The following is a 14,223-nucleotide window of genomic DNA, read 5'->3' on the forward strand; positions in this document are numbered from 1 at the left end:
TACGCGATGGCCCACCCTCGGCGAGGGAGCGACACGCCGCGGACCTGGCCGGATGCGCTCAGCCGATTCCCACCACTTCCCGGGACTTACCCGAGCCTCGAGCGGAAGACCTCGTTCGCCTCGCTTTGCCGGAGGATTCGAACGTGCTCGAGACCGCCCTGGAAGACATCGGTGCCATGGCGGGAGCGGTACGTGAAATCAGGCTGTCGGAAACATCTCTCGACGATGTGTTCGTTGCACTCGCATCTCGCTGACACGTCGGCTTCTCTGCTCGAAGGACACGAATGATCTCCACTGCAACATCTCCCGTTCACACCCCGGCCGCCATCCCGATCACGGTCGTCACGGCAGCGACGATCCGCTCGCTCCGGACGCTGCTGCGTTCCCCGGCGTTGTTGGTCAGCCCCCTTGCACAATCGCTGTTCTTCCTGCTCGTCTACACCGGTCAGTTGAGCACCGTCGGAGAGACCTATCTGCCCGGCGGTAGCTTCATCGCCTTTCTCCTGCCACTGATTCTCGTCACCGGAGTCGCGACCGGTGCCGGAGCGGCGGGCACCCTGGTCCATCAGGACGTGTCGAGCGGATATCTCGACCGGCTCCGCATGGCGCACGGAACGTCCGCGCCTTTTCTCGCGGGGACACTCGTCGCGACCCTCATCGTTGTCGCATTCCAGCAGGTCGTGACCGTCGCAGGCGCCGTACTGGTCGGTTACCGCCCGGGGGCGCTGCCGGGAGTGGTTGCCATGCTCGGTCTCATGCTCGTTCTCGGCCTCGCGGTGGCATTGTTCACGGTGGCACTCGCCGTGCGCGGAGCCTCGACATCGAGCATCAACCTGGTCACCCTCGTAGTGTTCGGCATGTCGTTCTTCACGGGATTCTTCGCTCCCGTCGAACAGCTTTCCGGGTGGATGCGTGCGGTCGCCACCATCAACCCGATCACCTACCTCGTGGAGACCGCGCGCCATCTGGAAAGCGGAGCCGCCCTCGAGGCGGCGCCCCTCGCGACCGCCGTGCTCGTTACGCTCCTGGTAGCGGGTGCACTTGCCTGTGTCCTGTCGTCGAACCATGCCCGGAGGAACCGATGATCGACGGAACCGATACCCGGACGCAGATCATGAGGGCGTTCGCCGACCAACTCGCCGCGACCGGTTACTCCGGCATCTCGCTCGTGGGGGTGGCCGACGACGTCGGGATCCGCAAACCCTCGATCTACCACCACTTTCCCGGTGGGAAGGAAGACCTCTACCGGGCAGTGGCGCAAGAGTTCATCGAAGGTCTCCACGTGCACATCCTGGAGGCGCTCGGAAGCGACGGACCGTTGGACGATCGTCTGACCGCGCTCGCCGTTGTCTCCTCCGAGCACCACCGGTCCACGATCACGTTCGAGCAACGGATCTACGACGCCCTCGACCAGGTGGGCGAGACGACCCGCGAGGAGATTTCCGGACTCTATGTCCGCAAAGTCCTCGACCCGGTGGTCGCCCTGTTTGCCGACGCCGTCGACAGGAACGAACTCACCGGGGAACCCGAGTTCTTGATGAACGCCTTCCTTCACCTCGCACGCGCGACGGAGTCCGGCGGAGCTGCCGTTGCACGCCGGATCACGGAGTTGTTCCTGAACGGCGCACGGCCACGCCCCGACGGGGTCGGCTAGAACGCGGTGCCCCAGGCGGCACCGAGTCGTGCGCGGAGCGCGGCCTTGTCGTCGTCCGGTAGCCAGCAGGCGTCGACGGAGCCGATCGCGATGTCGCACAACTGTTCCGGCGTCACCAGTCCTTCTTCGACGACCGTGACGTACTCGTCGCTGATATCGCGGCCCAGCATCGCGGGGTCGTCGCTGTTGACGGTGACGTGCAGCCCGGCCTCGAGCATGCGCGGGAGGGAGTGGTCACGCACCGACGGGTAGACCTGGGATATCAGGACGTCCGAACTCGGGCACAGCGTGAAGACGATGCCGCGGTCCGCTGCCTCTGCAGCCAGCGCAGGATCCTCGACCACGAGCGGACCGTGATCGACGCGTTCGCAGCCGAGGACCCGGACCGCGTCGGCGACACTTCGGGCGCTGAACTCTCCGGCGTGGTAGGTCCGGCGCAACCCGCGCCGCGCGGCCTCGGCGAATACCGGAGCCAACGCGGCGTCATCGACGCCGGCTTCGATACCGTCACCGCCGATCCCGACGAGGAATCCGTCGGGATCGGGCAGTGAGGTGAACAGATCGAGTTCGATCTGCGCGAGTGCGGGGCCGAGAAACTTGGTGCAGTCCATGATCATCCGGACGCCGATTCCGGTGTCGGCGATTCCGTCTCGCAACCCCGCGGTGATCCCGTCCCACACGTGGGCCGCGGGCACTCCACGCGAGAGGTGGACGTGCGGGGTGAAGAACATTTCGGTGTAGACGATTCCCGTCGCTGCTGCGTCGAGCACCGATTCGTACGCGATGCGGTGGAAGTCCGCGGCGGAGACGAGTGTGCTGCATACCGTGTCGTACACGTCCAGGAAGTGCCGCAGGTCGCGGTACGTGTAGAGCGTGCGCATGTCGTCCACGGGCAGCGGCGTGCCGTTGGCTGCGGCGAGTGCGTGCACCGTGTCGGGGCGGACGGTGCCCTCGAGGTGGCGGTGCAGTTCGATCTTGGGCAGCGCCCGCACTGCCTCGAGGGTCACCGTCATCGGGTTACGCTCCGCCCTTGTATTCGACCTCGAACTCGCCGGACTTGATCTTCTCCCGGTACTCCTCGAAGAGCGCCATCGCCTCGGGGGAGATCTTGTCGGCGAACGCAGGGTTCACCGCGACGTCGACGCCGCCCTCCGCGAAGTCCACGTCGTAGTACTTGGCGGGATCGATGTTGCCCGACTCGACGTCTGCCACCATCGCGCGGAGGACCTCGTCGAGATTCCACACGATCGAGGACACGACGTTCTCGGGGGCGAGCGGCGTCTGGTCCATCGCGTAACCGGCGACACCCACGCCGCGCTGCTTGGCACCTTCGATCGTGGCCGCGTCCACGCCGCACGTGGTGAACTGATCGGCGCCCTGGTCGACGAGCGCGTTGACAGCCTCGAGGGTCTGGGCCGCAGCGTCGGACCATCCGCCGATGTAGGACGGCCGGAGCTGGATTTCGCCCGGTCCCTTGTAGCTCAGGCGGGCACCGTCGGCGAACGACTCGATCTGCGCCTTGCACACCGGGATCTCGAAACCGGCTGTGCCGGCCAGAATTCCGGACTTCGTCAGGTCACCGGCGAGAATGCCCGACAGGAAGGAGCCCTCGTAGAACGGTTGGCTGTAGTCGGCGAGGTTGGCAGTGATGTCACCGAACCCGCCGGCGTAGGCGAACAACACGTCTGGGTAGTCCGCGATGACACCCTTGATCGGCTCGCCGTAGTTGAACGAGTGTCCCACGACGAGGTCGTGGCCGTCCTCGGCGAGGTCGGTCACGATCTGGGCGATCTGTTCGGAGGTGGCGCCCGAATCCTGCTGCACCACGGTCAGATCGATGAGTCCCTCGGCTTCGAGTTTCTCGGCGCCTTCCACCATGCCCTGGTTCCACCCGAGGTCGTTGACCGGGCCTGAGGTGATGATGGCGGCTTTGACGACGCCGTCGGACGACGACGATGCTCCGGACTCCGAACTCGACGAGCATCCGGAAACGGCGACTCCGGCCGCGGCGATCACCGCAACAGCGGTACCCAGTTTCTTCACGTGTTTCTCCTAGGGGAACGGAGACTCGTGTACACGAGCCTGTCTCGGGGGGGGTAGTTATCTGGCAGGAACGAAGGGAACGCCGAGTGCCTTGGGTGCGTTGTTGCGGGCGAAACCCACGGTGGTCACGACAACGGCGACGAGGGTTACCGCATACGGCATCGCCTGGAACAGTTCGTACGGCACCGAGGTCGCTTGACCACCGGACGCTGCTTGCACGCGCAACTGGAAGGCATCGACGAGGCCGAACATGAAGCCGCCGGCGATGGCGCCGAGCGGGTTCCACCTGGCCAGGATCACCACACCGAGGGCGATCCAGCCTCGGCCGCCGGTGATGCCGTCCTGGAAGAAGCCGAGTCCGTCGATCACGAGAGCGCCGGCCATGCCCGCTGTTGCGCCGGAGATCAGAAGGGTGATCCAGCGGGTGCGGGGAACCGAGACGCCGACCGAATCGGCAGCCTCGGGACTCTCTCCCGCCGCGCGCACGGAGAGCCCGAACGCGGTGCGCGAGAGCACCCACCACAGTGCCACCACCAGCAGCAGTGCTGCATAGACCAGGGGCGACTGCGAGAAAACGATCTGGCCGATCGCCGGAATGTCCGAGAGCACGGGCAGGTCGACGGGCGTGCTGCCCTGGATGCGCGGGGGCGTGCCCGTGATCCCGAAAACTTGGAGGTAGAGGAACGACGCGAGCCCGGTCCCGAGGATGACCACCGAGATACCCGTGATGATCTGGTCGACTGCCATGGTGATCGTCAGATACCCGACGACCGCAGCGGTCAGGAGGCCGGCGAGGGCGCCGGTGGCAGCTCCGAACAGGGGGTTTCCGGTGTAGTAGACGGTGACGAACGCCGTGATGGCGCCGACCATCATCTGGCCCTCGATACCCAGGTTCATGAGGCCGGAACGTTCGGCCAGGCAGGCTCCCGCAGCCGCGAGGATGATGGGCACCGCGAGGCGCAGCGCCGCCGTGAGCAGGGGGACGAGCGCTCCGGCGCCCAGGACGTCGGACCAGTTCATCGGGCACGCTCCACGATTCGATTGGCGAGCAACACCGTCAGGATCATCACGGCCTGCACGACGGTGCCGATCGAGGCCGGGATCTCCTGGGTGCGCTGCACGGCCTGGCTTCCGAGCGTCAGGCCCGAGACCAGGGCCGCCGCAAGGACGATGCCGAACGGATTTCGCCGTCCGAGCAGGGCCACCACGATCGCGGTGAAACCGATGCCCGAGGAGACGGCGAGCGACAGGCGGAACTCGCTGCCGAGCAACATGATCGCTCCGGCGATGCCGCCGAGCGCGCCGCTGACGAGTGCGGAGGTGACGATGGTCCGGGCGACGGAGATGCCGTTTGCCGCAGCCACACTGGGGCTCTCACCGACGATCTGGGACGAGAACCCGAATCGGGTCGAGCGCATCAGCCACCAGACCAGCGGGACCGCTGCGACAGCCACGAACACGCCGATGTGGATGCGCGTGCCCGGAATGGTCGCCAGGGCCGCCCAGTCGGGGATGCGTTCGGATTCGGGAGTGAAGCCGTTGGGGTTGGCGAGAGGTTTGCGGACGGCCCAGGCCAGAGCGTAGAAGACGAGGTAGTTGAGCATGAGCGAGGAGATGATCTCGTTCACGCCCAGTCGCGATTTCAGGACGCCGGCGATACCGCCGATGCAGGCGCCGGCAGCGGCGGCGGTGACGGCCACGACGGGGATCGCCACCCAGGAGGTACCGAGCGGAATGCTCAGGACCACGGCCGCAGCGGTGATCGCTCCCACGTCGTAATGACCCTGTGCGCCGATCGTGATGAAGCCTGTGCGGTAGGCGATCGCGTAGCCCAGGCCCATGAGCACCAGCGGTGTCATGCCGGTGAGCAGACGTCCGAGCTGCGTGTCGCCGCCGAGTGCGGCGTTCAGCATCGTCGCGTAGGCCTGTCCGGGGTTGCCACCGGCGAGGACGATCAGTACCGCGCCGACAGCGAGACCCACGACCACTGCGAACAACGGGATCCCGACGGTGGTCAGGAGGCCGCGCAGGCGCGAGCTCGTCGCCGGGTCCGGGGTCGGTGCCGCCGTCGGCGGACTCAGCATGTCGGTGCTCATGCCGCCACTTCCTGGAATCCGCCCATCGCGGAACCGAGAGCCTCCCGATCGAACGGGCCCTCGTCGAATTCCGCGACGATGCGGCCGCGATACAGGACGACGACACGGTCTGCGAGGCTGCAGATCTCGTCGAGGTCGGAGGAGATCAGCAGGATCGCGGCACCACGCGCCCGGTGTTCGACGAGGGTGTCCCACACGAACTCGGTGGCCCCCACGTCGAGGCCGCGCGTGGGCTGGGCGACGACCAGCACATCGGGAGCGCCGTCGAGAACCCGGCCGAGCACCACACGCTGGGCGTGACCGCCGGAGAGTGTGCCCGCGAGGGTGCGGGGACTCGAGGCCTTCACCGAGAGCGCCGCGATGATGCGTTCGGCGCGGTCGCGAACGGCGTTGCGCGACAGTCGTCCCCATCGCCGCGCGAGGGGAGCGGTGGTGTAGCTGTCGACCGCGAGATTCGTGTCGATGCCGAGTGATTTCACCAGGCCGCGGGTGTAGCGGTCGGACGGAACGATGCCGACCCCGGCGTCGCGGAGCGAGCGCGGACTGGAGATGTCGACCTCCTTGTCGGCGATGCGCACCGCACCGGACGGATCGGTGGCAAGACCGGAAAGCACGTCCTCGAGCGCGGACTGTCCGTTGCCCTCGACGCCGGCCACCGCGACGAGTTGGCCGGCCCCCACCCGCAGGGTCACCTCGTCCAGCTTTCCGGGCACCGAGACCCCGACGAGTTCGAGCATGCGTCCTCCGGAGGGTTCGGAAGCGGCCCGCCGGATGCCGAGTCCGACGTCGCGGCCCACCATGTCGCGGGCGAGTTCGGCGGTGGTGACCTCTGCGACCGGTTTCTCCGCGACCAGCCGTCCGCCGCGGAGCACACCCACCCGGTCTGCCGCTTCGAGCACTTCTTCGAGGTGATGCGTGATGAGCACGATTCCGACACCCCGCTCGACCGCCAGATCGCGAATCTGTGCCAGCAGTGAATGTACCTCCGCGGGAGCGAGATTCGCGGTCGGTTCGTCGAGCAGGAGATAGCGGGCGCCGAGGTGCAGGGCGCGCAGGATCTCGACGCGCTGTTGCTCGCCCACCGACAGAGTGTCGACGCGTGCCGACGGGTCGCAGGCAAGCCCGGTTTCGGCTGCCAGCGCCGAGATCTCGTCACACGTGCGGCGCAGCCGTCCTCGGCCGACAACTCCCCGCGAGCGCCCCAGGAGGAAGTTCTCGGCAACCGTCATCGACGGGACCAGCATGAAATGCTGGTGGACCATGGCGATGCGGTCGCGGCCCCCGGCGTCGAGCGACAGGTCGTCGACGGTGATGGTGCCCGCATCCGGAGGCAGCAGTCCGGTGAGAATCCGCATCAGCGTGGACTTTCCGGCACCGTTCTCGCCGAGGAGTGCGTAGACCTCGCCGGGCCGAATGTGCAGCGAGACGTCGCGGAGGACGATGTTGTCTCCGAACGACCGCGCGATGCCCTGCATCACGACGCCGTCGTCGGCGCCGGAGAGTTCGGCCGCCGGTGCGGTGGTGATGCGGGATGTTGAAGCTGGTGTCACCATTCGGTGTGACCTTCCGAGTAATTCGCTATTTGTTAAGGCGAGACGATCCAGGGTCCGGGTTGAGAGACCATGTCCGATCCGTGACGTTTGTGTTTCGGGGTTCGGAAGACGGTTTCGTTTGTGCGGAACCTGCGACGTGGAGGGGGAGATGTGACACCGGAAGAACACGATCGGGTTGCCCGGGTCGGACGGGCTGTTCGCATTGCCCGCAGACAGGCGGGACTCAGCGCTCGGACGCTGGCGACGCGCGCCGGGATCAGCCAGGCGTTCCTGAGTCAGGTCGAGCGAGGACTCAACGTGCCGTCGCTGGCGACGCTGTACAAGATCGCAGATGCGTTGGAGTGCTCGCCGTCGCACTTTCTCGACGCGGCACCGGAAGGAGACGTGCTGGTGGTGCGGGCGGAACGGCGCGTCGCGCAGGCTGTGACCGGGGCCCCGACCACCCCGACGACGTGGATTGCACAGGGCAACGGAGCGATCGGCGAGGTGTACCAGTACGTCATCGCCCCCGAGGACGATGTCAGCGGGTGGTTTCGCCGCCCGGACGACCTCGTAGTCGTGATCACCGATGGTTGCCTCGAAGTGCGAATGCGGGACCGTGAATCCGTCGTCCTCGAAGAAGGGGACTGCCTGTTCGCCGTCGCCGGCACCGAAATGCAGTGGGAGCACCGGGGAGTGGAACGCGCGCGGGTGGTGCTGTGCGTGGGCGCGCCGCGGGAACCGTCGTAACACGCACCTCACCGGAACGAGACGGCACGGCAGCATCGCAGGAATTAACTGATAGCGATCACTTGCCGACCCTCTTTCCAGGAGCACCCATGGACGCACTGCCCGTCATCGACCTCCGGCCGTTACGTGACGGAAGCGACCCGCACACGGTCGTTCGCGCGCTCGACGCCGCGTGCACCGACCTCGGGTTCTTCGTCGTGACAGGACACGGCCTCGAGCCGGGACTCCGCGCCGAGACGATGGAGCAGGCGCGCCGGTTCTTCTCGTTGCCGTTCGAGGAGAAGATGGAGATCTCTATCGCGAAGTCGCCGTGCCACAGCGGATACGTCCCGCCGAAGGCCGAGACTCTCGACGCGGCGATCGGAGCCGATGCCAAGGAAGCGCTCGACATCACCTACGACCGTGGCCCCGACCACCCGGAGGTCGTCGCGGGCACACCGTTGCACGGGCCGGCGCAGTGGCCGGCCGCACTCATGCCCGAATTCAAGAGCGTCGCCGACGAGTACGCGCACGCCTGCCTCGAGATCAACACGCACCTCATGCACGGACTCGCCCTCGCCCTCGGCCTGACCCGCGAGGCGTTCGAGCCCATGTTCACCGATCCCATCGCCTCCCTGCGCATGCTGCACTACCCACCGGTCCCGGAGGGGGACACCGCGCCCGGCGCGGGAGCCCACACCGACTACGGGTCCCTGACGCTGCTCGCACAGGACGATGTCGGGGGGCTGCAGGTCGCGGCGCGCGGGGGAGGATGGATCGATGTCGTCACCCCACCGGATGCGCTCATCGTCAACCTCGGCGACATGATCGCGCGGTGGACCAATCACCGATACGTGTCGACCCGCCACCGGGTGCTCAACCCCGTTGGGAAGGACCGGTATTCACTGCCGTACTTCGTGGCCCCGGATTTTCATGCGGTGATCGAGGCGATCCCCACGTGCGTGGAACAGGGGGCGGAGCCGATCTACCCGCCCATCACGGTCGGGGAGTACATGCTCTCGCGTTTCGACGCGACGCACGACTACCTCAAGAAGGAGGCGTCATGAGGTGTCGGCCCCGATCCGGAATGGTTCGGGATACGGGTCCGGATCGTCAGACGGTAAGACACACGGTCTTGGTCTCGAGGTAGTTCTCCAGTCCTGCCGCACCGTTCTCGTACCCCCACCCGGACTGCTTGTGGCCTCCCTTGACCAGTTCAGGGGAGAAGTACGAGTGGCAGTTGATCCACACTGTGCCGGCGCGGATCGCGCCGGCCATCCGGTGGGCTCGGGAGAGATCCGCTGTCCACACGCTCGCGGCGAGACCGTAGTCGGTGTCGTTGGCCCAGGAGATCACCTCGTCGGTGTCGTCGAACGGGGTGACGGTCACGACGGGCCCGAATATCTCCTCGCGCATCATGGGTAGATCCGGTGCGGCGTCGACTACGACCGTCGGCTCGTAAAAGCTGCCGGACTCGCCCACCGCGCGGCCACCCGTCACGACAGTCGCGCCCCGGCGCACACCGTCATCGACGTAAGCGGCCACAGTCTGCCGGTGCCGCATGCTCACCAGCGGCCCGAGGTCGGTACCACTGTCGAGTCCGTGTCCCAGTCGGAGTCCGGCGGCAGCCTCCGCAAGACCGTCGACCACCTGCTCGTAGACGGCACGCTCGGCATATACCCGCGACCCTGCGACGCATACCTGCCCGCAGTTGGCGAAGATGCCGCGAGCGAGACCGGGCACAGTCTGCGCCAGCTCTGCATCGCCGAACACCACCGCGGGCGACTTGCCGCCGAGTTCGAGGGTGAGCCGCGCAAGGCGGCCCGCACCGGCCGATGTCACGAGTTTCTTGCCCACTTCGGTCGACCCGGTGAAAGTCACCTTGTCCACGCCCTGGTGCTCGGCCAGCATCCGCCCCACCTCGGCGCCGCCGGTGAGGATGTTCACCGTCCCGGCGGGAAGCCCCGCCTCCGCGAGCAGTTCCCCCAGTCGCAGTGCGGTGAGCGAGGTGTCCTCAGCCGGCTTGAGTACCACCGTGCACCCCGCAGCCAATGCCGGTGCCAGTTTCATGGCAGCCATCAGCAACGGCGAATTCCACGGCACGATCGCAGCCACCACACCTACCGGTTCACGGAGCGTGTGAGCGATGACCTGCTTGCCCAGCGGCTGATAGGTGATCGACGGTGTCACCGTGGTCCCGGTGATCTTCGTTGCCCAACCCGCGTAGTAGCGGAACTGTTCCGCGGCAGAGGGTATCTCCGCGAAGCGGGACGTTCCCCAGGATTTGCCCTGGTCGAGGGTTTCGAGCTCGGCGAGTTCGTCTGCATGATCGTCGATCGCTTCCGCGATCCGCCACAACACCCGTGCTCGAGCCGAGGGGGTGAGTGCCGCCCATTCCTCCCTGAGCGCCCGGCGGGCAGCGATGACGGCGGCGTCCACTTCGTCCTGGCCGGCGCAGGAGAGGACGGCGAGAGGTTTTCCCGTAGCAGGATCGATCGTTTCGAACGGTGTGCCCGATCCCGAGACCCATTCGCCGTCGACCAGTAGACGTTTGTCGCCGCTGGTGAGGAAGGTTGCGCTGTAGCGCGGCAGGACGGCGGTGGTCATGAGTCGGCTCCTCGGGAGTGGACGGGGCGGAACGGCAGCGCACCCCAGCGCAAGCCCTTGGCTTTGAGCCAGCGCCGATAGGTGACAGACGACGCGTCGGCCCGGGTAGGGATCTCGTCGCGGGGATCGAGGGGCAACAGCAGGGGACGTTGGTTCTCGACGATGATGCGGTCCTGAAGGAAAATAACCTGCTCGAACTGCACAAGGTCGGTGTGCGGCGAATCCGGGTCGACGAGATACATCACCGGCTGTGCACGGCAGAGTGTTTCGTCGATCGGCTGGATCAGCAGTGCGATCGCGTCTAGGCGGGTGGGATCGGACGGTGAGACCCGGTACAGCATCACCTGATACGGCGCAGGGACACGGTATGTCAGGTGTGCGAAGGACCCTTCGGACGTGGCGGAGACCTGCGGTTGGAAGAACGTGCAGTCCGTAGCCCACACTTCGTCCGTCTCCTTGCGGATCTCCCACTTGTAGCGCGCAACCTCGGTGGCAGCCTCACCGCCGAGGATGCCGGTGTGCACGAACGGGAAATGCGCCATGTCCAGGAAGTTCTCGACGACACGGCCGGGTGAGGTGCGCATGGTGACCCAGCCGCAGGGCACGTAGCGGCGGTCGGGCTCGTCCGCCTCGTCGATGGTGAAGACGTCTCGTGCGGGAGTCCCCAGGGTGGTCCAGACGAAACCGAACCGCCGCTGCACGGGTAGTTGCCGGCCGTCCGTCAGCACGGTGGGTTCGCCGTCGGAGCCGATGCAGCACTCGATCGCTGCACCGAGCAGACGTGTCCGCACCGTGGTGCCGACGACTTCGTTCTCGGAGCACACCGGATACCACTGGTCGAGCACCACGGGGTCGTCGCACATGGTGGAGGTTGCGGGGCGGGTCACGAGATACTCCCTTCCGTACCGGAGATGAGGGCCGCCGCCCGTTCGGCGAGCGCGATCACGGGGGCGTTGGTGTTGCACGAGGGCAGTACCGGAATCACGGACGCATCGACGACTCGCAGGCCGGTGACGCCGTGGACCCGCAGGTCCGGGTCGACGACCGCATCGGGACCGACGCCCATGGCGCATGTTCCGGCGGTGTGGAAGAACGTCGCACAACTCGCGCGCACGAACGCTTCGGCGTCGTGACGTCCGAGCCGGCGATCCGGTGCCACGGGTGCCTCGATCAGTGGTCGGAGTGCAGCGGTGCCGGCGAGGTCGAAGACGCGATCGAGGCCGGACACGAGCGCGTCCAGGTCGCGCGGGTCGGACAGGTACCGCGGATCGACGCGCGGTGCCACGCCCGGGTCCGCGGACTGAAGCGTCAGCGCTCCGGTGCTGTACGAACGCATGAGCCCCGGTGAGAGCGCAAAGACGTGTCCGGTGACGTCGTAGCGTTCGGCGATCTCCGGGGTGGCGTGGCGCCCCTGGACGACGAACGCGTGCAGATCGGGGAGGTCGAGGGACGCGTCGGAGCGCCAGTTGAGAATTGCTCCACCGCCGTTGTCCCGCACCGGTCCCAGTGGCTCACGCGCGCGGAAGTTCACGCCCATGAGCAGCGGATGGTCCTGTAGGTTGCGTCCCACCCCCGGCAGCGCAACGCGGACGGGCACATCGTGCGAGCGCAGTTGCACGGGATCGCCGATGCCGGAGAGGAGCAACAGATGAGGACTCGAGATCGCACCGGCGCACAGCACGGTCTCGATGTCGGCGTGGATCTCGGTCGCGTGTTCGCCCCGGCCTACGCGCACGCCGGTGCACCGCTCACCGTCGAACACCAGACCGGTGACGGTCGAGTCGGTACGGATCGTCAGGTTGGGACGGGACAGCACCGGTTCGACATACGCACGGTCGGTGCTCGCGCGGTGCCCGTCGTCGTCGACAGTGAGATTCGCGAGCGCGGCGCCCTCGATCTCGGGGCCGTTGCAGTCGTCCAGCACAGCCATGCCGAGTTCTGCTGCGGCTCCCAGTAATCCGAGTGCGACGGGGTGCGGATCCGAGGGGCGCGTGATGCGGATCGGTCCTCCGGACCCCCGCAACAGGGTGGCTCCGCCTTCCCAGTCCTCAGCCCGGCGGAAGTAGGGGAGCAGGGACGCGAAGTTCCAGCCCTTCGCGCCCGCTCCCTCCCAGGCGTCGTAGTCGGACGGGTGGCCGCGATACCAGAGCATCGCGTTGATGCTGCTCGACCCACCGAGCACCCGTCCGCGTGGAATGAGGACGGCACGGCCGTCGAGCAGGGGGTTCGGAGCGTAGCTGTGCCCCCAGTCGTACTCGCTCCCCAGGAGATCCGCCCACGTTCCGGGGTGGTCCAGCGCGGCTGCGCCGGTGTGGTCCGGACCGGCTTCTACGAGCAGCACGGTGGTGTCCGGGCTCTCGGTCAGGCGGGCGGCCAGCACGCACCCGGCCGACCCGCCTCCCACGATGACGTAGTCGTACCGGTCAATTGTGTTCACTGGGCCCCATAATCGTGATGCCCTCCGTCGCCTCCACGTGGCGGACGAAGATGTACTTGTCTTCGCGTCCGTCGCTGTGCTTGCGTTTGATGCCCGGCTGCACGCTGCTCGAGACCTTGGCGACGAGCACATAGGGTTCGTCGGCGGCGAGTCCGGCAACACAGTGCTTGTCGAACTCCTCGAGCGTCGTTGCTGTATAGGACTTCTCGATTCCACAACCGCGAGAGATCGCCGCGATGTCGACATTGCCGCGGGCCGTATGCGTCGGTGGGCCACCGATGGATTGGTAGCACTCGTTGTCCCACACGACGGTGAACAGGTTGCGTGGCTTCTCGTTGGCCAGTGTGGCGAGGATGCCGAGGTTGAACAGCATGCCTCCGTCGGTGTCGAGGGAGATGATTCTGCGGTGCGGCAAGCCGACGGCGAGTCCGAACGCCTGCGGGGTCACACAACCGAGTTGCTGCTGGAACAGGCTCGCCTGCCGCATGTGTGGAGCGGCGTTGTACCACTCGTCGACGCTGGCGCCGAGCGAGAGGATGACCAGTTCGTCCTCGAGGCGGGCGGCGAGTGCCTGCATGCACTCGAATCGGGTCATGCGCATGGTGGTCATCGGACGAGTCCTCCTCCGAGAGCGATGGCGGAATGGTGGTAGGCCGAGTAGGACCATTCGAATGCGTCGCGGATGGCGCGCTCGATGCCTTCTTCCTCGCGCACGATGCGGTACGGGATGCGCAGAGCGTCGAGGATCGGTTCCATGGTGATCCCGTGCGGTACGGCCCACCAGTTGTTCTCGCCGAGTTCGCCGCGGTAGCTCATGAGCATGATGACCGGGATGCCGGCTCCGAGTCCCATCCGGGCGAGGGGTTCGACCGAGGCGCGGAGTCCGGAGTTCTCCATGATGAGCGCGGCTCGCTTGCCGGAGAGGAAGATTCCGCCGCAGATCGCGGCACCTTCACCCTCGTTGGTCACCTGGATGGTGCGGATCCCCGGGTGTGCGTCGAGTGCGGGGTACAACTCTTTGAACAGGGAATCCGGTAGATAGCAGACGGTGCTCACGCCGGCCTGCTCGAGGCCGCGGATCACCGCGTCGACGGTGGATTGCTGCATGTCGGTCCTTCCGGTGGT

At 66.7% G+C, this 14,223-nt stretch carries 14 protein-coding genes; 4 read left to right on the forward strand and 10 right to left on the reverse strand.

The window, feature by feature from the left end; genetic code table 11:
- Positions 1-284: 284 nt before the first annotated feature.
- Complete coding sequence (locus HF886_RS13690) at positions 285-1,085, forward strand: ABC transporter permease (RefSeq protein WP_169621590.1); 801 nt, start codon at positions 285-287, stop codon at positions 1,083-1,085.
- Entirely contained in the window at positions 1,082-1,654 is a 573-nt protein-coding gene (locus tag HF886_RS13695) for a TetR/AcrR family transcriptional regulator (RefSeq protein ID WP_169652583.1), read from the forward strand. The genes HF886_RS13690 and HF886_RS13695 overlap by 4 nt, the downstream gene beginning before the upstream one ends.
- Here HF886_RS13695 and add read toward each other — a convergent pair.
- From add to HF886_RS13720, 5 genes are read right to left on the reverse strand one after another with little or no spacing between them, the layout of a single operon-like run.
- Entirely contained in the window at positions 1,651-2,667 is a 1,017-nt protein-coding gene (gene add / locus HF886_RS13700) for an adenosine deaminase (protein ID WP_169652584.1), read from the reverse strand. The genes HF886_RS13695 and add overlap by 4 nt on opposite strands.
- A gap of 4 nt (positions 2,668-2,671) precedes the next feature.
- On the reverse strand, positions 2,672-3,697 hold the full coding sequence (locus HF886_RS13705; RefSeq protein ID WP_296551742.1) for a BMP family protein: 1,026 nt from the start codon (positions 3,695-3,697) through the stop codon (positions 2,672-2,674).
- Positions 3,698-3,754: 57 nt separating this feature from the next.
- The gene (locus tag HF886_RS13710) at positions 3,755-4,717 is read right to left on the reverse strand and encodes an ABC transporter permease (protein WP_169652585.1); all 963 of its coding nucleotides are present in this window, start codon (positions 4,715-4,717) and stop codon (positions 3,755-3,757) included.
- On the reverse strand, positions 4,714-5,793 hold the full coding sequence (locus HF886_RS13715; RefSeq protein WP_240955131.1) for an ABC transporter permease: 1,080 nt from the start codon (positions 5,791-5,793) through the stop codon (positions 4,714-4,716). The genes HF886_RS13710 and HF886_RS13715 overlap by 4 nt, the downstream gene beginning before the upstream one ends.
- Positions 5,790-7,346: an ABC transporter ATP-binding protein gene (locus tag HF886_RS13720; protein WP_169652586.1), complete on the reverse strand. Its 1,557-nt coding sequence runs from the start codon at positions 7,344-7,346 to the stop codon at positions 5,790-5,792. Before HF886_RS13720 ends, HF886_RS13715 begins: the two co-directional genes overlap by 4 nt.
- Positions 7,347-7,496: 150 nt before the next feature.
- Between HF886_RS13720 and HF886_RS13725 the strand changes: the two genes are divergently transcribed.
- Both HF886_RS13725 and HF886_RS13730 read left to right on the forward strand, forming a co-directional pair.
- On the forward strand, positions 7,497-8,075 hold the full coding sequence (locus tag HF886_RS13725; RefSeq protein WP_169652587.1) for a helix-turn-helix domain-containing protein: 579 nt from the start codon (positions 7,497-7,499) through the stop codon (positions 8,073-8,075).
- A gap of 89 nt (positions 8,076-8,164) precedes the next feature.
- Positions 8,165-9,121, forward strand: coding sequence for an isopenicillin N synthase family oxygenase (locus tag HF886_RS13730; RefSeq protein ID WP_169652588.1), 957 nt, complete (start codon positions 8,165-8,167; stop codon positions 9,119-9,121).
- 46 nt (positions 9,122-9,167) lie between these two features.
- Here HF886_RS13730 and HF886_RS13735 read toward each other — a convergent pair whose 3' ends face one another.
- Genes HF886_RS13735 through HF886_RS13750 form a run of 5 tightly spaced genes read right to left on the reverse strand, consistent with a single transcriptional unit; the run spans position 9,168 to position 14,205 of the window.
- On the reverse strand, positions 9,168-10,661 hold the full coding sequence (locus tag HF886_RS13735) for an aldehyde dehydrogenase family protein (protein WP_169652589.1): 1,494 nt from the start codon (positions 10,659-10,661) through the stop codon (positions 9,168-9,170).
- Positions 10,658-11,548 carry an aromatic ring-hydroxylating dioxygenase subunit alpha gene (locus HF886_RS13740; protein WP_346765367.1) on the reverse strand — a complete coding sequence of 297 codons (891 nt, stop codon included), beginning with the start codon at positions 11,546-11,548 and terminating at the stop codon, positions 10,658-10,660. The genes HF886_RS13735 and HF886_RS13740 overlap by 4 nt, the downstream gene beginning before the upstream one ends.
- Positions 11,545-13,098, reverse strand: a complete 1,554-nt coding sequence (locus HF886_RS21420; protein WP_346765368.1) for a GMC family oxidoreductase N-terminal domain-containing protein — start codon at positions 13,096-13,098, stop codon at positions 11,545-11,547. The genes HF886_RS13740 and HF886_RS21420 overlap by 4 nt, the downstream gene beginning before the upstream one ends.
- Positions 13,085-13,708 (reverse strand): thiamine pyrophosphate-dependent enzyme, encoded by a 624-nt coding sequence (locus tag HF886_RS21105; RefSeq protein WP_240955133.1) that lies wholly within the window; start codon positions 13,706-13,708, stop codon positions 13,085-13,087. The genes HF886_RS21420 and HF886_RS21105 overlap by 14 nt, the downstream gene beginning before the upstream one ends.
- On the reverse strand, positions 13,705-14,205 hold the full coding sequence (locus tag HF886_RS13750; RefSeq protein ID WP_169621600.1) for a thiamine pyrophosphate-binding protein: 501 nt from the start codon (positions 14,203-14,205) through the stop codon (positions 13,705-13,707). Before HF886_RS13750 ends, HF886_RS21105 begins: the two co-directional genes overlap by 4 nt.
- Positions 14,206-14,223: the final 18 nt, after the last annotated feature.

This window comes from Rhodococcus sp. 105337, from assembly GCF_012844225.1.
In the GTDB taxonomy this organism is placed as follows: domain Bacteria; phylum Actinomycetota; class Actinomycetes; order Mycobacteriales; family Mycobacteriaceae; genus Rhodococcus.

Excerpts from the sequence above, each read along its gene's own strand:
- HF886_RS13715 (WP_240955131.1), bottom strand. The coding sequence starts at position 5,793 with ATGAGCACCGACATGCTGAGTCCGCCGACGGCGGCACCGACCCCGGAC.
- HF886_RS13750 (WP_169621600.1), bottom strand. The coding sequence starts at position 14,205 with ATGCAGCAATCCACCGTCGACGCGGTGATCCGCGGCCTCGAGCAGGCC.
- HF886_RS13710 (WP_169652585.1), bottom strand. The coding sequence starts at position 4,717 with ATGAACTGGTCCGACGTCCTGGGCGCCGGAGCGCTCGTCCCCCTGCTC.
- HF886_RS13735 (WP_169652589.1), bottom strand. The coding sequence starts at position 10,661 with ATGACCACCGCCGTCCTGCCGCGCTACAGCGCAACCTTCCTCACCAGC.
- add (WP_169652584.1), bottom strand. The coding sequence starts at position 2,667 with ATGACGGTGACCCTCGAGGCAGTGCGGGCGCTGCCCAAGATCGAACTG.
- HF886_RS13695 (WP_169652583.1), top strand. The coding sequence starts at position 1,082 with ATGATCGACGGAACCGATACCCGGACGCAGATCATGAGGGCGTTCGCC.
- HF886_RS13720 (WP_169652586.1), bottom strand. The coding sequence starts at position 7,346 with ATGGTGACACCAGCTTCAACATCCCGCATCACCACCGCACCGGCGGCC.
- HF886_RS13690 (WP_169621590.1), top strand. The coding sequence starts at position 285 with ATGATCTCCACTGCAACATCTCCCGTTCACACCCCGGCCGCCATCCCG.
- HF886_RS13730 (WP_169652588.1), top strand. The coding sequence starts at position 8,165 with ATGGACGCACTGCCCGTCATCGACCTCCGGCCGTTACGTGACGGAAGC.
- HF886_RS21105 (WP_240955133.1), bottom strand. The coding sequence starts at position 13,708 with ATGACCACCATGCGCATGACCCGATTCGAGTGCATGCAGGCACTCGCC.